13 protein-coding genes are annotated in these 16479 nt (G+C 59.0%); 5 read left to right on the top strand and 8 right to left on the bottom strand.

Features of this window, described 5'->3' with window-relative positions; genetic code table 11:
- Nucleotides 1-47 precede the first annotated feature (47 nt).
- Nucleotides 48-3074, bottom strand: a complete 3027-nt coding sequence (locus tag Q0837_RS01750; RefSeq protein WP_298464466.1) for a TonB-dependent receptor — start codon at nt 3072-3074, stop codon at nt 48-50.
- A 397-nt stretch (nt 3075-3471) separates the two neighbouring features.
- Here Q0837_RS01750 and Q0837_RS01755 point away from each other — a divergent pair, with 397 nt between their 5' ends.
- Nucleotides 3472-4014 (top strand): hypothetical protein, encoded by a 543-nt coding sequence (locus Q0837_RS01755; RefSeq protein WP_298464469.1) that lies wholly within the window; start codon nt 3472-3474, stop codon nt 4012-4014.
- Nucleotides 4015-4018: 4 nt separating this feature from the next.
- Here Q0837_RS01755 and Q0837_RS01760 read toward each other — a convergent pair whose 3' ends face one another.
- Nucleotides 4019-5713 carry a tetratricopeptide repeat protein gene (locus Q0837_RS01760; RefSeq protein ID WP_298464473.1) on the bottom strand — a complete coding sequence of 565 codons (1695 nt, stop codon included), beginning with the start codon at nt 5711-5713 and terminating at the stop codon, nt 4019-4021.
- Between the two features lie 151 nt (nt 5714-5864).
- Here Q0837_RS01760 and Q0837_RS01765 point away from each other — a divergent pair, with 151 nt between their 5' ends.
- From Q0837_RS01765 to Q0837_RS01780, 4 genes are all read left to right on the top strand, one after another.
- Nucleotides 5865-7037, top strand: coding sequence for an acetyl-CoA C-acetyltransferase (locus tag Q0837_RS01765; protein ID WP_298464476.1), 1173 nt, complete (start codon nt 5865-5867; stop codon nt 7035-7037).
- Nucleotides 7038-7067: 30 nt separating this feature from the next.
- Nucleotides 7068-7853 carry an SDR family NAD(P)-dependent oxidoreductase gene (locus Q0837_RS01770; protein ID WP_298464479.1) on the top strand — a complete coding sequence of 262 codons (786 nt, stop codon included), beginning with the start codon at nt 7068-7070 and terminating at the stop codon, nt 7851-7853.
- Nucleotides 7854-8089: 236 nt separating this feature from the next.
- Nucleotides 8090-8962 (top strand): crotonase/enoyl-CoA hydratase family protein, encoded by an 873-nt coding sequence (locus tag Q0837_RS01775; RefSeq protein WP_298464481.1) that lies wholly within the window; start codon nt 8090-8092, stop codon nt 8960-8962.
- Between the two features lie 48 nt (nt 8963-9010).
- Complete coding sequence (locus tag Q0837_RS01780; RefSeq protein WP_298464485.1) at nt 9011-9487, top strand: MarR family winged helix-turn-helix transcriptional regulator; 477 nt, start codon at nt 9011-9013, stop codon at nt 9485-9487.
- Nucleotides 9488-9571: 84 nt separating this feature from the next.
- On the opposite strand, the gene Q0837_RS01785 is transcribed toward Q0837_RS01780, so the two are convergent.
- From Q0837_RS01785 to cpaB, 6 genes are all read right to left on the bottom strand, one after another.
- A complete protein-coding gene (locus Q0837_RS01785) occupies nt 9572-10570 on the bottom strand; it encodes a type II secretion system F family protein (protein ID WP_298469715.1) in 999 nt (332 codons plus the stop codon).
- A 16-nt stretch (nt 10571-10586) separates the two neighbouring features.
- Nucleotides 10587-11558, bottom strand: coding sequence for a type II secretion system F family protein (locus Q0837_RS01790; protein ID WP_298464487.1), 972 nt, complete (start codon nt 11556-11558; stop codon nt 10587-10589).
- 93 nt (nt 11559-11651) lie between these two features.
- A complete protein-coding gene (locus tag Q0837_RS01795) occupies nt 11652-12935 on the bottom strand; it encodes a pilus assembly protein CpaE (RefSeq protein ID WP_298464490.1) in 1284 nt (427 codons plus the stop codon).
- A 3-nt stretch (nt 12936-12938) separates the two neighbouring features.
- Nucleotides 12939-13589 carry a CpaD family pilus assembly protein gene (locus tag Q0837_RS01800; protein WP_298464493.1) on the bottom strand — a complete coding sequence of 217 codons (651 nt, stop codon included), beginning with the start codon at nt 13587-13589 and terminating at the stop codon, nt 12939-12941.
- 19 nt (nt 13590-13608) lie between these two features.
- Nucleotides 13609-15249 (bottom strand): type II and III secretion system protein family protein, encoded by a 1641-nt coding sequence (locus Q0837_RS01805; protein WP_298464496.1) that lies wholly within the window; start codon nt 15247-15249, stop codon nt 13609-13611.
- Between the two features lie 79 nt (nt 15250-15328).
- Nucleotides 15329-16429 carry a Flp pilus assembly protein CpaB gene (gene cpaB / locus Q0837_RS01810; RefSeq protein WP_298464499.1) on the bottom strand — a complete coding sequence of 367 codons (1101 nt, stop codon included), beginning with the start codon at nt 16427-16429 and terminating at the stop codon, nt 15329-15331.
- Nucleotides 16430-16479: the final 50 nt, after the last annotated feature.

Genomic DNA, 16479 nt, shown 5'->3' on the forward strand with positions numbered 1-16479 from the left:
GCGGACCGAAGTCCGCGGCTCCTTTGTTTGGTTCGCTTACGCTTCGATTAGAAGCGGAAGTTGATCCCAGCAAACACCGTACGAGCTGTGTCGTAGATGGTCGGGAAGGTGTTACCGTTACCGAGCGGCGGACCCGAAGAGGTCGAAACCGGCGGCTGATCGTTGGTCAGGTTCAGAACACCACCACGCAGCGAAATCGTGTCGTTCAGTTCAGCGAAGAACGAGAAGTCGAGATAGTTCACTGCTGGCAGGTTGTCATCGATCTGAGGGTTGTCAGCAACGGTTTCGTTCTTGGTCCCTGAGAAATGACGCCATGCGAGCGACGCGTCGACGCCTTCAGCGCCGAGCGGTCCTTCCCATGTCACCTGAGCACGGTGGCGATATTCCGGGTTCACCGGAGCAACACAACCGTTGTTGAGGAAGCCAGCGCATTCAATCGGCGTATCACCTGGGAACGACGCGAAGTCGAACTTGTCCAGATAGGTTGCCGCATAGTCGAAACGCAGACCGCCGAGCGATCCGATATCAGTCCGGTAGTTGATCTGAACATCGATACCAGCGGTTTCGAGTTCAGCGATGTTGAGGTTGGTTTGTTGGAAACCAACACCCGGGATACCGGCGATAAGCGAGCCATTCGATGCACGCGTGATCAGATCACAGAACGTTGCATTGCCCGTCGCAAGACACTGATCAAGAGTGGTCTGAGCAGCGATACCGGCAGCGATGAAGCCATCAACAGTGATGTTGAAGTAGTCCACCGAGACCGTCAGACCCGGAATGAAGCTCGGCTCAAGCACAGCACCAAAGGTGTATGTGTCCGATTCTTCCGGGTTCAGGTTCGGGTTACCACCAGTCAGCGACTGGGTCTGGCCCGAGATAACATCAGGGACGTTACCGAACTGAGCTGCGGTCACACCAGTGTTCGCACAAGCCGCCTGCGATGCAGTCGGGAATGCCGTCGAGCATGGATCAAAGATCTGATCGCCGTTCGAGTTCACCGCCGAGTTGAGGTTTGGCAGACCAGTGTTCTGGCCCGTGTAAAGCTCAATCACGTTTGGTGCACGGACAGCGCGTTGGAACTGACCACGTAGCGTGATGTCTGACACAGGAGCCCAGGTCAGCTGCACACCGAATGCATTGGTGCTGAAGCTGTTGGTCGTGTTGTTACCCTCAGCGCTGTAATCCGAGAAACGATACTGGCCCGAAAGGGTCAGTTCCTCGAAGAACGGCTTGTCGGTGATCAACGGGATCTGAAGCTCGGTGTAGATCTCGTAGACGTTGACCGAACCAGCAACCGGAAGCGTAGCGCCGCCGACGCCGGTGAAGCCGCCGCCTGGAACCTGGCTGATCTCATCAGGGATCGATTCCAGAGTGTCTTCACGATACTCAACACCCACGAGGAAAGCGATGCCTTCGTCGGAGAGTGGTGAGCTGAAGCCATACTCGCCAAGGTCAGCCTGAACGTTGGCACCAGCGACGAGCTGCGAAGTCGAACCGATCACGATGCCGACGCCCTGGATGAAGTCCAGAGCTTCTTGCGTCACGAGGCTTTCACCATTCGGACCACGCTGGAAGATGTTGTAAGGAACACAACCACCAGATGGATCTGCACAAACAGCGTTACCGTTGCCGTCGTCAACAACATTGAATGCCTGCTGGAGGTTCGCAATGATGAAGTCGTTGGTCGAAAGCGAGCTGTCCGATGTTTCGGCATACTGACCGAACACTTCGTAAGCCCAAACGCCGTCACCGAAGTCACCACGCAGGCCGCCGACAATACGGAAGGCACTGTTTTCGAGGCGCGAGTTACGTGGACCGCCTTCGATGTTACGGTGAGAAGCGAACGCGTTCGGGATGATGACATCATTGGCGATATCGTCAGCCGAGCAGTTGAACACTTCAGTTGCCAGGTCGATGCCCGGAGTGTTCTGGATCAGTGGGTTGCCACAGTTGATCGGGTGAACACCGAACGATGCCGATTCAGCGATCTGGGCGTCGGAGAAGACGTCCGTGTAGCTGATGTCGAGGAACGCTTCCATGTTGTCGGTGATGTCATAGTGCGCACGACCGTAGAGCGTGAAACGCTCGGATGGACGCTGGAAGAAGTTCAGCGCACCAAAGTTATAGGTCTGTGCAGGTCCACCAACGAATGGAACAAGCGTGCCGTCTTCCTGCTGGAATACGTCATCGTTTACGCCGTCGCCGTTGAAGAAGTCTGCGAAGCGGCGGAAGTTGGACGAACCAACGCAGCCGGCACCGCCGAAGCTAGTTGCAGAGCCCGATTCACCAATCGTACAAGCTGAGAACGAACGGTTGTTCTGGGTAACCTGTTCACGCTTTTCGTAGTTTGCGTAGATGGTGACGTTACCACGGCCATCAGCCGTGTTGGTGCCGATCATCGCGGTGGCAGAGAACTCAACGCCGTCGATGATTGGTTCAGCAAGCGGTTGCTGTGCAGCAGCGGTTACGTTGTTGAAGAACGTATTGCCGTTGCCGGTCTGCTGGAAGTTCCCTTGGAAATCCAGCTCGATGCCTTCAAAGTCGCGCTTGAGGATGAAGTTGGCAACACCGCCAACAGCGTCCGAACCATACACAGCCGAAGCACCGCCGGTCAGAACGTCAACACGCTCGATCAGCTGGGTCGGGATAAGGTCAAGGTTTGCCGACGAAATGCTCGACGAACCGTAAGGAAGACGGCGACCGTCGATCAGTACGAGCGTACGGACTGAGCCGACACCGCGAAGGTTCAGCGTAGCGGTACCTGATGCACCGTTCGAAACTTCACCGGCCTGACCGGCAAAAACCTGCGGCAGCTGGTTGACGAGGTCTTCTACACGAACTGTACCCTGCGAACGGATCTGTTCTTGCGAAACAGACAGAACCGGGCTTGCGCCCTCAAGGTTCGGGTTCACGTTCAGACGCGAACCGGTGACCAGGATCTGGTTTTCGACGGATTCTGCTTCATCACCATCGGTGGTGACATCAGCATCCTGCGCATATGCAGGAGCCGAAGCGAGAACCAAGCCGACTGCCAACGATCCAGCGCTCAGTCGAAGCTGGTTGGAAATCTTCATATGGTTTTTTACCCTCATGACTAATGTCTTTCACCTAAACGAAAGACACGTGGCGGATGAGATTTTGCAGCTAGCGCGGGGCAAGCGGCTCAACTTCATCCAGTGCATTGGGCTAAGTCGAGGCCGAACACGCGCAGCATAGCGCGCGGATTCCGCCCAATTAGTCCCTATTTGTCGGGTTAGGCGTCTTGCCGTGCACAAGGGAAGCAATCCTAGCGCTCTTCGCGAAATTGAAATCGCGGTGTAGCAGTCGTGCAACACTGCTTAACATGTGCAATTTACCATTTGAATCCGCACAATTCGGGCATTCCTGAAAGTCGCACAGTGTTGTCTGGCAACACTTTTGGCTAACGTGTACCAACACAATTGTCGCACCTTCGATTGGAGAGAAATTGCTATGCGCACGATCAAACTGGCAGTTTGCCTTGCTGTTTGTGTCAGTCTGGTAACGGGTCCTGCAGCCGCACAGAGCGATCCGGCTGACGCGATTGGGACGCCAGAAGTGGTGGGCAAACTGTTCAAGTGCCGGGAGATCGCAGACCCGGATGAACGGCTCGCCTGTTTCGACCGCGAGGTAGCTGTCGTTTATGCTGCGCAGGAATCGCGTGAGCTTGTGATTGCCGACCGTGAACAGGTGGCCGAAGCCAAGCGCGGGCTTTTCGGGCTGAAGCTGCCCAATATCAAGCTGTTCGGTGGCGGGGATGACGACGATGACAAGGTGAACGAACTGACCGCAACGCTTACATCGGCAAGGCGTCTCGACAATGGGCGTTTTATCTTTGAGTTGGAAGATGGAGCGCGCTGGATTCAGACCGAGGACTCACCTGGGCGCAAACGCTTCAAGGCAGGTGACACGATTGTCATCAAGCGAGCCGCGCTGGGCAGTTTCAAGGCGCGGGTGAATGACAAGAGCGCAGGCAGGGTGCGCCGCCTGAATTGAGACGTTACCTGCTGAGTACAACGTCGAATACGGCTGTCATTCGCTCGCTCGTTTCGGACGCACCAAATGGTGAAGTGCCGTGGTAAAGAGTCGAAGGGAACAGCGCCAAATGCCCATGTTTGGGCTCGATCCGTGTAAGGGATGGCAGATCAAGCGATAGATCGACCGGCGGGCTGCCGAGCTCCAACCACCCCTCCTTCGCGGATTCATCCTGCGCCTCTTCGGGGACCACCAGATAGAGTGCGCTCGAGATAATGCCGTTGGGGTGGATATGCGAGGCATGGTGCGATCCGCCGCCCGTCAGCCGCACGGACCACGATCCCTGCAATTGCCAAGGCGCATCCCGGTGAGCGAGCAGGGGGTGCGCCGGATCGGCAGGTGGCAATTCCTTGCGATAGGCGTCGAGCGTGCGCCAGATTGCGCGGCGCAGGTCGGTAAAAACCTTCTCGGTCCGGTCCAGCAGCCGTCCGCGCGTCTGCGTGCCGCCGCGCACGCTCTGTCCCAAGGGCTGACCTGCTCCATCGTGCAGGCCGCGCAGCTCCGACACCGCCTGATCGATCAGGCGGTCGTTGCATTCCAGCTCGCGCATCTGGATGAGGCCATCCTGACCGTGCAGCCATTGCGCGCGCGGATTGTCCGTAAGCCTCCAAAGCATATCCAGCAGCGCCCAAGCTCCGATATCACCGGGCGTGCGCTCCAAAGCTTGATTGAGCAGGCTTTCTGCCGTTTCGAATTCGGCGCGTCTGATGCGGTGCCGCGCTTCATGCGTCAGGCGATTCAGGCTGTTGTCATCGAGGCTTGCAAAGATAGCTTCGGCACGGTCGTGATCGCCAGCTGCCCCGGCATAGACCGCTTCCAGCATGGCAAAGTGGGATTCCGCCTTGCTGGTCATGCGTGCATTGGCCGCGACCTCTGCCGCCTGTGAATCGCACCCGAACCCGGCGAGCGTCTTTGCCCACATGTCCGGAATATTGGGGTCTTGCGGGGCTTTCTTGGCGGCGCTGGCAAAATGAGATGCGAAGTCCGCATCGCCCCTAGTGTGCCGCAGTTGGGCCAGCCAGCGATGCGCTTCGGTAAAGCCGGGAGCCTGCTCTATCACCTGCTCCATGATCGTGATCGCGCCATCATGGTCGCCCAAATGGTCAAGGGCTTGAGCCTTGCCCAGCCATAGCGCGGGATTACCCTGATCGAGTTCCAGCGCCCGTTCGAAGCGTTCCAACGCTTTTGGCTCGCCGCGCTCCATCGCGACATCGGCGCGTCCAACCAGTGCCTTGGGTCGCCCCGGTTCGATCCGCAGCGCCCGATCGTACCACTTTGCCGCGTCTGCGAGGTTCGACAGCGCCCGTTCGGCATTCGCGCGGGTGGAACAATAATGCGCGTATTTGCTACCCTTCTTCTCGATCTTTCGAAGCACAGCATGCGCTTCGCGGTTGTGGCCCGCCGCGTTGAGGGCAATCGCCTGATCTACAGCGTGATCGAACTGTTTGGGTTCGAGTTTAAATGCCTTGCCGAAATGCTCGGCCGCCTCGACCGGTCGGCCCTGCATTAGTAGCACGCTGCCCCCTGCATGCCACAAGAACGCCTCTTTCGGATAAGCCTTCAGGCCGCTGCGAATGGCAGAGAGGGCGCCCACAAGATCGCCCGTCTGTGACGCGGTCGACGCCTTGCTATACCAGTCCTGCGCTGAAAGGCCGATCATGCTCGCCTGATAGCGACCGCCAATCAGCAAGGGCAAGCGCGGATGCATCGATAGTTTCGCAGACTGGTATTTTGCGAGCTTGATTTGGCTCGCGCGCTCCCATAGTCGAGTGGCAAATAGCAACGTTTACGTAAACGAGAGGATCACCCCCATGGCTACAGCTTATATTGTCGACGCCGTTCGGACTGCAGGGGGGCGCCGCGGTGGTCGTCTTGCTGGCGTCCACCCAGTTGATTTGCTCGCAAAGAGCCTCGATGCAGTCGTCGGGCGCAGCGGGATCGATCCCGAGGCCGTCGATGACGTAGTGACAGGCTGCGTAAGCCAGGCGGGCGAGCAGGCGGGCCAAGTGGGCCGCATGGGCGTTTTGGCTTCCAAGCTGTTGCCGCAATCCACTCCAGCTGTTTCGATCGACCGCCAGTGCGGTTCCTCCCAGCAAGCGATTCAGTTCGCCGCGCAGGCCGTGATGAGCGGCACTCAGGACGTTGTGATTGCCAGCGGTGTCGAAAGCATGACGCGCGTCCCGATGGGCTCGAACATGACGCTGCACATGAAGGAAGGGCTGGGCAATTACATGTCCCCCGGCGTGATGGAGAAGTACCCGAACGTCCAGTTCAGCCAGTTCATGGGCGCGCAGATGATCGCCGATAAGCATGACTTTTCGAAGGAGCAGCTCGACGAGTTTGCACTTGAGAGCCACAAGCGCGCGATCGCCGCGACTGAGGCCGGCGCGTTCGCAAACGAGATCGTTCCGGTCGAGATCGAGACGCCCGAAGGCACCGAAATGCACACGGTCGATGAAGGCATTCGCTTCGATGCGACATTGGAAGGGATCGCAGGTGTCAAGCTGCTCGCGCCCGATGGCAAGATCACTGCGGCGTCAGCCAGCCAGATCTGCGACGGTTCGAGCGCGGTGATGGTTGTCAGCGAAGAGGCACTCAAGCGTCACAACCTCACGCCGATGGCGCGCATCCATAACCTGACCGTGACGGCGGGCGACCCGGTGATCATGCTCGAAGAGCCGCTGTTCGCGACCGACCGCGCGCTTGAACGCGCTGGTATGACGATGGCTGATATCGATCTGTATGAAGTCAACGAAGCGTTCGCGCCTGTGCCTATGGCGTGGCTCAAGCATACCGGTGCTGACCCGGAGAAGCTCAATGTCCATGGCGGCGCAATCGCGCTCGGCCACCCGCTCGGCGCGTCGGGCACTAAACTGATGGCGACGCTCGTCCACGCGCTTAAGCGTCATGACAAGAAATACGGCCTGCAAACGATGTGCGAAGGCGGCGGCGTCGCCAATGTCACCATCGTTGAATCGGTCTGAACCCAATCCAAATCTGAGAGGAAAGTCTAAATGGAAGTATCTGCCAACACCCCCGCCGTCGTTACCGGCGGAGCCTCGGGCCTCGGCGCAGCAACGGCTCGCGCGCTGGCCGCCAAGGGCGCAAAAGTCGCGATCTTCGACATGAACGAAGAAAAGGGCGAGGCCATGGCTGCCGAAATCGGCGGCATCTTCTGCAAGGTCAACGTGACCAGCGATGACGATGTCGACGCAGGTTTTGCGAAGGCCCGCGAAGCACACGGTCAGGAACGGATCCTCGTCAACTGTGCAGGCATCGGCAATGCGATCAAGACCGCCAGCCGCGACAAGCAGACCGGCGAGATCAAGCACTTTCCCGTGTCTGCATTCGACTTCGTCATCCAGGTCAATCTGATCGGCACCTTCCGCTGCATCGCCAAGTCGGCAGCCGGTATGATGACGCTCGACCCAATCAATGAAGACGGCGCGCGCGGCGCGATGGTCAACACCGCTTCGGTCGCTGCCGAAGATGGTCAGATGGGCCAAGCGGCCTACTCCGCATCGAAGGGCGGCGTCGTCGGCATGACCTTGCCGATCGCGCGCGACTTGATGCGCGAAGGCATCCGCGTAAACACAATCCTGCCGGGTATCTTCGAAACCCCGCTGATGAACGCGGCCCCGCCGCAGGTGAAGGAAGCGCTCGCCGCATCCGTCCCGTTCCCCAAGCGTCTGGGCATGCCGGAAGAGTACGCCAAGCTGGCCATGACGATGATCGAGACCGGCTACTTCAACGGCGAAGACGTGCGTTTGGATGGCGCGATCCGGATGGCGCCGCGTTGATTTTTCCGCACCCCATCCGGGGTGCGATATCCTCGCTCATGCGATCAGAGATCGCATCGCGGAGTTTATCCTGAGCGGCAGGCTTGCCAGCCAGCCGAAGGGGGCGGGCGGTCGCCGTTGCGGCCCTTGGGGCCGAAGTCTCCGCTATAGTCTCAGAATTCGAAAACCCTCGCTTTTGCGGGGGTTTTCTTTTGCCGGAAGCGTGGCAACGTGGATTGCGAAGGAGAGAGACCAAGATGACCGACTACACCCAAATCCTCGTCGACAAGGCCGATGGTGTTGCCACCATCACGCTCAACCGTCCGGAGAAGATGAACGCCTACACCCGAACGATGGGGGCGGAGATCATGGCGGCGATGGATGATATCGATGCCGATGACAGCGTGCGGGCGGTGATCTTTACCGGCTCTGGCGATCGCGCATTTTGCGCTGGCGCCGATCTGACGCCCGAAGGGGGAGGGCAGGTGTTCTCCAGCGCCGATCAGGTCGAGGATCTGTCAGACGAGCGCGTACGCGATGGCGGGGGCCTGCTGACTTTGCGCCTGTTCGAGAGCAAGAAACCGTTGATCTCGGCCTGTAATGGTGTCGCTGTTGGTGTGGGCGCGACGATGCAGCTTGCCATGGACATCCGCCTCGCGAGTGACACTGCGCGCTACGGGTTTGTGTTCGCGCGGCGCGGGATTGTACCGGAGGCGGCATCGAGCTGGTTCCTCCCTCGCATCGTCGGGATCAGCCAGGCGCTCGAATGGTGTTATTCGGGTCGGGTATTCGATGCCGAAGAAGCCAAGGCGGGAGGATTGGTCCGCTCTGTCCATGCACCGGGTGATCTGATGCGTGCTGCGCAGGACCTTGCATCCGAGATCGCGCAGAATACTTCGGCCATTTCGGTAGCGATGACGCGGGCGATGATGTGGCGTCTGATGAGCGCGGATCATCCGATGGAAGCGCACAAGATCGACAGCCGCGCGATCTACACGCTGTCGCGCGGGGCCGATGCCAAGGAGGGGATCGCCAGCTTCCTCGACAAACGCAAGCCGGTCTATCCCGGCAAGGTCAGCGAAGACATGCCCGATTTCTATCCTTGGTGGGAAGCGCGCGGCTACGAGTAATCCGGGTCGGTCTTGCATTGCGGGATGGTTTCATGGGAAACCAGTTCCATGACAAGCGCCACCAATGACAATCCGGCCGCCAGCGCGGGGCAATTGGCGGGTTTTTTGCCCTACCAATTGTCCGTCGCTTCGAACGCGGTCAGCGAGCTGATTTCCGAACGATACCGCAAGCGTTTCGCGCTCAAGATCCCCGAATGGCGGGTGATGGCCGTGCTTGGCGACGCCGGGGCGGCAACTCAGCGCGACCTGACCGAAGCGACGCTGATGGACAAGGTCGCGGTGAACCGCGCTTGCAAAGTCCTGGAAGAACGCGGGCTTGTGGCGCGGGCACCCAATGCGCGCGATGGCCGCTCGCACCTGCTCGAACTGACGGGCGAGGGCAGGGCGATCCATCAGGAAGTGATGCCGCTTGCATTGCAGACGGAACGCGACCTGTTCGAGGGATTCGATGCTGCAGAGCGGGCGCAGTTCCGCGCACTGCTGGAACGGATGCGGGCCCGCGCCGCAGACCTCACCGAAGGCTAAGCACCAAGAAGCGAAACGCGCGGCTGGCGGGGATTTCCCGACCAACCGCGCGTTCCATTACCCGTCCAGGGTTAGTCGAACAGCTTAGTCGCTGAGCAGTGCGTCGTTGATCGAGCAGGCCGCTGGGCCAAGGATCACGATGAACAGCACCGGCAGAATGAACAGGATCAGCGGCACCGTCATGATCGCCGGCAGACGCGCGGCTTTTTCTTCGGCGCGCATCATGCGCTCGTTACGGAATTCCGCCGAAAGCACACGCAGTGCGCTGGCTAGCGGAGTACCGTAGCGTTCGGTCTGGACCATCGTGGTCACCACGCCTTTGACCGCTTCGAGATTGACGCGGTAGGCGAGGTTGTTGAACGCTTGTCGGCGCTCATTGAGGAACGACAGTTCAATAGCCGTGAGCGCGAACTCATCACCCAGCTCTGGATAGGCCCGGCCCAGCTCCTTGGCGACGCGGTTGAATGCGGCGTCGACGGTCAGACCAGCTTCGGCACAAATCACCAGCAGATCGAGTGCGTCCGGCAGACCCTTCTGGATCTCCAAGGTGCGCTTTGACGCCTTGTTGCTCAGGAACAGCTCTGGGCCTTTGTAACCCAGGCCGATCAGAGCAGCCATTGCCCCAAGCCGGTACATCGGGCCCCATTCCGGGAAGAAGTTGATCACATAAACGACCACAAAGCCCAGAATACCGAGGATGACCGGCAAGACCGCGCGCAGACCGATGATAAGGACTGCAAGCTCTTTGTTCCGGTAACCAGCATATGCGAGCTTTTGCTGCACGGCTTCGACCTGGCTCTGCTGCAAGACTTTCATCTTGCCGAGCTGATCTTTCACCTTGTCGGTGGTGTCGGATTTGCGCACCAGGCTCGCACGCTTTTTCGTGCCGCCGGTTATGATACCGGCTTTGAGCTGCTCGCGGCGTTCGTTAAGCGCTTCGACACGCTTGGCCATCGGGTCTTTGATCGTGACCGCGGCATAGATTGCCATGATCACTGCAAAGGCTGCCATCCCGGCCAGCACGGTGCCGACCATGACGACGTCGAAGCCGAGAAGCGTAGGGCCTGCGGGTTGTTCAAGAATCATGTCGTGTCCCCGCTTAGATTTCGAAGCTGACCATTTTGGCCATGATGCCGACGCCAATGCCCATCCAGACGAGCCCACCTAGGCCGGTCACGATCAGGCGATCGTCAGTGAAGAACCCGCCAATATAGCCCGGGTTGATCCACCAGATCATGGCGAAGACGATGAACGGCAGCGCGCCAACGATGTAGGCGGATGCTTTCGATTCCGAACTCATGGCCTTGATCTTGAGCTTCATCTGGCCGCGCTTGCGCAGCACGTCGGCAAGGTTTGAGAGCGTCTCAGCAAGGTTACCACCGGTTTCACGCTGAATGGCGAGTGTGATGCAGAAGAAGTTAAATTCTGGGATGCCGAGCCGGTCGGCAGTTTCCTGCAATGAATCTTCCATCGACTTACCGATCTTGATCCGCTCCACGATGCCTTTGAATTCAAGGCCGACCGGGCCGGGAACTTCCTGTGCGACAACAGCGAGCGTTTCCGTGACAGGCAGACCCGAACGCAAACCACGTACGAGCAATTCAATACCGTCGGGAAACTTCGAGTTGAAATCGTTGGTCCGCTTCTTGATGAAAAAGCCGACGACGAGGTGCGGAATGCCTGCACCCACCAAAACGCCTACGCCAAGCGCGAGCAAAGCGGCACCGCTCTGGATGAAGATGATCACGGCAAGAAAGAGTGCAAGGCCGAGCGATGCGTAGATATATTGCGAAACCGTCCACGGTTTGCCGGTCCGGTCCAGCCGGTTTTCCAGCGCTTCGAGACGCGAGCCTGAGCCTGCGACCTTGTGCGTTTTTGGCTTGCGCGCGGCAATCGCCTTCTTGAATTGCGATTCAACCTTGGCATCCATGCTTTCCGAATGGCGATGGACGAGGCTTTCAAGCCGGCGCTTCTGCGCCTTGCCTGCACCACTGCTGTCGAAAATCAGGTACAGAACGACGATCACGGCAAAGATCGCAATCGAAATGATCAGGGTCTGGAACATATCCATAAGGGTCGGTCCTGGTTAATCGTCGTTCAACGGGGCTGTTTATTGCGGTCTGAATGGGAAGCGGAGCGAATGCTCTGCCTCCCACGCAGCGCCTTATTCAGCCGGTTCCGCTTCGGTTTTGTCTTTCTTCGCGAGCAGCGATTTCAGATCGAACCCGCCTAGCAGCGACTTCTTCTCTTCCGTCACCGAAGACATATCGTCTTCCTCGCTGGCACCCATGATGCGCTCGCCGATCTGCTTGATTGCGGCCGTGGCCTTGCTCGAAGCATTGGCATCGACGAACACCTGGCCCAGCTTGGCCGCATTCGATGCTGCCTTGACGTCGTAAGGCACGACGAAGTCGACCTTGCGCTCGATCGAGGCTTCGAAATCGGACTTGCTGATCTCGGCCACATTAAGCTGTGCCTTGTTGGCCACGATCATCGGATGCGCGTGCGCCGCATTGGCTTTGAGCCAAGACAGGATGCGGATAGTGTCGCGGGCAGAAGCCAGCGTGAACTCGCAAGCCAGAACGACGAGGTTCACGTCGGTCAGCAGATGCGGGAAGTTGATCAGCATGTTGCGCGGCAGATCGATCACGGTCATTTCGAACGCCTGGCGGAACTCTTCCTCCAGTTGCACGAAAGCCGAACCATCGGTCATCAGCGGCTGGTTGATCGGAGCCTCTGCCGACAGGATCGACAGATTATCATTGGCGCGGATCATGGCGCGTTCGATGAACAGGCCGTCAATACGGCTTGGGTTATCGATTGCGTCGGTCAGGCCGCGGCCCGGCTCAAGGTCCAGTGCCAGCGCGCCGGTTCCAAAGTGCACGTCGAGATCGAGCAGCGCAGTCGGAGCCTGATGCTGGTCGCTGAACAGCCATGCGAGCGAGGTTGCGAGCGTCGAAGCGCCGACACCACCACGCGTCCCGACCACAGCGGTCGAAATGTGCCGCTTGACCGTTTCGCCTTCACCAGCCTTCGGCGCAGTGAAGATGGCCAGAGCCTGGTTCAGAGCATCGTGCACTTGCTGGGCCGAAAGTGGCTTCAGCAGGTAGTCGTGGATGCCGCTGGCAAGCAGATCGCGATACAGGCGCACGTCGTTGACCTGGCCCATGGCGATAACCACGGTGCCCGGCTCGCAGACTTCTGCCAGCGCGTTGATATCGTTCAGCGGATCGCCGCTTTCCGAAAGGTCGACCACGAGGATTGCCGGGCTGGCGCTGACGCTGAGCGATTGGATCGCATTGCGCAGGCCGCCTTTGTTGCACTTCTCCGGCTGCCAGCCCATTTCGATGATGACGGGACGCAGAACGTCCAGCGCGTTGTCATCGCAGATATAGGCTGCAAACGGATCGCGATTGCCGGGAAGACCGGATTTCCAGGGAGCGTTCATGGATTAGTTTCCTCCGCCTTCACTTTGTGCATCTTGCAGACCGGCAGCGCCGGTTGGTGCTGTTTCACGATAGGTCGTGATTGCCTTGTTCGAAGTTGCAACGACGTTTTCACCGCTGCCTTTCTTGCCTTCGAGCAGGTCCTGTGGATCGGCGACCATCGCAGCGAGGTTGCCGTTTACCGCGCAACCGTAGCCGGGGCTGGTCGCGTTCATGTAGTTGCTGTCGGCCTTGGCAGACCAGTCGGGGCAGCCCGGAACCGAAGCGGTCGAACGAGTGATCACCACGCGGGCTTGACCCGGCTCGATAAAACCAGCGGTCGTCGGAGCGGTTTCGCCAACGATCAAACCGTAACGACCGGCAAGGTCATTGACTGCGCTGGTCACTGCGGGATTGCCCGATGGGTTATCGACAGTAACGCGGTCGCCATAGGCAAGGCCCATCGTGTCGAACCAGCCTTTCAACCGTTGCTGTTCCGAAATCGGCAGACCGCCGCCATTGGTTTGCACATCGAACGTGTAGTTCGTGCGTTCGACCACTGCCTGCTTGTCACTGTAAAGGCTCGTATTGGTCGGCATTCCTGCACAACCCGCGACCGCGAGGCCAAGCGAGAGGGCGAGTGCGCCAGACAGCTTGCTGTATTTTGCAAAGGTCATCGTATTCACCTTTCTCACGTTAGAGGCTGAAGCCAGGAGCCGCGGCGTCTGCCGAGCGGTTCTTTTTGCGTTTCTTGCGATCGGTCCGGCGCTCGGTCGGAGCGTTATTCGGAGTGATCGCGGAAGGATCGGCATTGCTGACATCCGGTGTCGGCGCATTGCCGTCTTCACCAGCTGCTCTCGGGCCAGGGCGTTGCTCACCCGAAACGCCGGCATTGTCCTGATAGGTGATCAGCTGTTCGAACTCGTTGGCTGAGTGGTAGCCATCGGTTGGCAGCTTGATGTCCTTGGCATCGACCGGTTTCACCAGATACGGCGTCACCACGATGACCAGCTCGGTTTCGCCCTTACGGAACGAGCGCGAACGGAACAGGTTGCCCAGGATTGGAACGTCCCCAAGGCCAGGAGCCTTGTCGAGCGCATTCTGTGAGCTGTTGCTCATCAGGCCAGCGATCATGAAGCTCTGTCCTGAACCAAGTTCGACAGTCGTCTCGGTGCGGCGCACCGTCAGTGCCGGAACCTGGAAACCGTTGAGCGTGACTGCCCCCTGGGTTGTCAGTTCCGAAACTTCCGGACGTACGCGAAGCGAGATCCGACCGTTCGCGAGAACCGTCGGCGTGTAAGCGAGGCTCACACCGAACTTGCGATACTCGATCGAGACGTTGCCAAGACCTTCACTGATCGGGATCGGGAATTCACCACCCGCAAGGAACGTGGCGGTTTCGCCCGAAAGCGCTGTCAGGTTAGGCTGTGAAAGAGTGGTGACCAGACCGATGCTTTCGGACAGGTCAAGCGCGCCGAGGACGTTGACGCCAAAAAGGCGGCCAAGACCGGCGAGCGAAGTTCCACCCTGCGAGTCGATCCCCGGACCAGTGATGGTCTGCGTGAGGAAGGTGCCGTCGTCGTTTAGGACGGGAAGGCCATTGGCGCCGAGTACGAGGCGTTGCTGAGCCACGCCGGCAACACCTGAACCTGAAGAGAGCGGGCCGCCATAATTGAAGCCGTCGGCTTGACCGAGTGCACGGCCTGTGCCGATGCCTCCGCGGAAACCATTGGTTCCGTCAGCGGTGGTCAGGTTGCCGCCAATCTCGCGAAGCAGATTGCGGTTCACTTCGGCGAACTTCACCTGCAGGTTCACCTGCAGCGGAGTTGCCGTCTTCAGGCGGGTGATGACATTGGCGTCTTCGCCCAGGAATGCCTGAACCAAACGTTCTGCCTCGGCAGCATCTTCAGGAGCGCCAACCGTACCGGTCAACAGCACTGTATTGGTGCCCATAGTGGCAACGCCGATCTTGGCGTCTGGCATGGCCAGAGACATCATCTGTTCGATGCTGTCGATGTTCGACCCGACGCGGACGTTGGCCGACCAGATAACCGTACCGGCAGAGTTGCTGGCGTAGATCGTGGTCTCACCGCCGGCCCGTCCGAAGACATAGAGCTGGCGCTGCGATTTGACCTGGACATCGGCAACGTTTTCGTTGGCTACGAACACATCGGCCATAGCGCCAGGCACCGTGATCAATTGTCCGCGTCCGATCGACAGGACAACATCCTGCGATGGGCTAACGGCTTGCTGTGCGGTGGCTGTCGTAGCCGGAACCGCGGCGAGCGGTGCGGCTGCGATGCTCGCCAGCAGCAATTTGGCAGTAAGGCGTTTCATAGTCTGGCCCCCCATGGGTTTCCCATTTTCCGCTTTCACGGCGTCAAAACGTTTCGTTAGGATCGACATTTGTTGGTCCTCAGCGGATCAGTGGTCCGGTGGGTGCGCCCTGCGGCAGACCCTGGGCACCGGATGGTGCATTCACTGGAACTTGCGTCGTCGCTTTGCCGCGAGTCACCCGGACACTGGGTCCGCGGTTGACCGGAGCGGTGCTCCTTGTGGATGTCGTTGTTGATCTCCGCGAAGAGGCGCGACTTTGCTGAAGCCTCTCACGTTCCTGGATCTTAGCGTTAACTTGCGCCTTGATTTTGGCATCTTCGATGGTGCGGAACCGCGAGACATTGTATGCCGTCTGGAAGGACTTGCTTCCTTCAGTCGGACGGCTTTTCGCTGCCTCGAGAATACGCTCTTCTTCTTCAGGAGAAGCGCCATCTGGAATGACAACGTCGCCTTTAGCAATTGCGCGCTCGAGCTCTGCTTGGTTGTCGGCGAGCGAGCGCAGAACGAGACTAAGCGTTCCCATCGACTGCGCTGCCGAGACTTTTTCCGCGTACTTTGGTGTGACTTCGAGGGTCACCGTACGGAAAGCCCGAACGATCGTTTTACCGGTTTGCGGATCAGTTGCCTGCTCGGTCGACTGGTCAGTTGCGAGCACGCGAAGGTTGTTCAAGATCGTTTCGGAACCTTGAAAGTCCTTACCGAGCTCTGCGGCTTTGATGGTCTGTGTAAGAACCAGATCGACACGGTCGCCCGGAAAAATGAAGCCTCCGACACCCGTACGTGCCGACACCGGAACGGTAACAGCGCGCATGCCAGGTGAGAGAGCAGCGGCAAGGAAGCCGCGATCGCCAGGGCTCACCAGCGAACCTTGCGTAACCGGCTCACCTGCAGTGATCGGATGACGCACGACGGTGCCGAGCAGCTGATTGATGTCAGATTCGCCGTCAATGAAGTACGCGTCCTGGACAAGCTCTTCAGGCCATTGCTGATAGCCCATGGCATCAGCAGTGATGATTGTGCCGGCAGGCAGCGCACGCTGCGCAACGAGCACTTTCGGGCCAACGGGTGCAGCTTCTGCTTCAGGAGCAGCGCTTCCAGCGAACATCGTCCGTGCGGCAAAGGCAGTGCCGACCGCGATGATCAGCGCTCCAATGAGCAGAACCAGCTTCTTCCTATCCATGGCTAATCTAGCCCCCTTAAATGTGCCCTACTGTGGTTATCGGGCCGGTA

The sequence above is a fragment of the uncultured Erythrobacter sp. genome (genome assembly GCF_947499705.1).
In the GTDB taxonomy this organism is placed as follows: domain Bacteria; phylum Pseudomonadota; class Alphaproteobacteria; order Sphingomonadales; family Sphingomonadaceae; genus Erythrobacter.

Coding starts and splice junctions, on each gene's coding strand:
- Q0837_RS01750 (WP_298464466.1), bottom strand. CDS start 3,074: ATGAAGATTTCCAACCAGCTTCGACTGAGCGCTGGATCGTTGGCAGTC.
- Q0837_RS01755 (WP_298464469.1), top strand. CDS start 3,472: ATGCGCACGATCAAACTGGCAGTTTGCCTTGCTGTTTGTGTCAGTCTG.
- Q0837_RS01760 (WP_298464473.1), bottom strand. CDS start 5,713: ATGATCGGCCTTTCAGCGCAGGACTGGTATAGCAAGGCGTCGACCGCG.
- Q0837_RS01765 (WP_298464476.1), top strand. CDS start 5,865: ATGGCTACAGCTTATATTGTCGACGCCGTTCGGACTGCAGGGGGGCGC.
- Q0837_RS01770 (WP_298464479.1), top strand. CDS start 7,068: ATGGAAGTATCTGCCAACACCCCCGCCGTCGTTACCGGCGGAGCCTCG.
- Q0837_RS01775 (WP_298464481.1), top strand. CDS start 8,090: ATGACCGACTACACCCAAATCCTCGTCGACAAGGCCGATGGTGTTGCC.
- Q0837_RS01780 (WP_298464485.1), top strand. CDS start 9,011: ATGACAAGCGCCACCAATGACAATCCGGCCGCCAGCGCGGGGCAATTG.
- Q0837_RS01790 (WP_298464487.1), bottom strand. CDS start 11,558: ATGGATATGTTCCAGACCCTGATCATTTCGATTGCGATCTTTGCCGTG.
- Q0837_RS01795 (WP_298464490.1), bottom strand. CDS start 12,935: ATGAACGCTCCCTGGAAATCCGGTCTTCCCGGCAATCGCGATCCGTTT.
- Q0837_RS01800 (WP_298464493.1), bottom strand. CDS start 13,589: ATGACCTTTGCAAAATACAGCAAGCTGTCTGGCGCACTCGCCCTCTCG.
- Q0837_RS01805 (WP_298464496.1), bottom strand. CDS start 15,249: ATGAAACGCCTTACTGCCAAATTGCTGCTGGCGAGCATCGCAGCCGCA.
- cpaB (WP_298464499.1), bottom strand. CDS start 16,429: ATGGATAGGAAGAAGCTGGTTCTGCTCATTGGAGCGCTGATCATCGCG.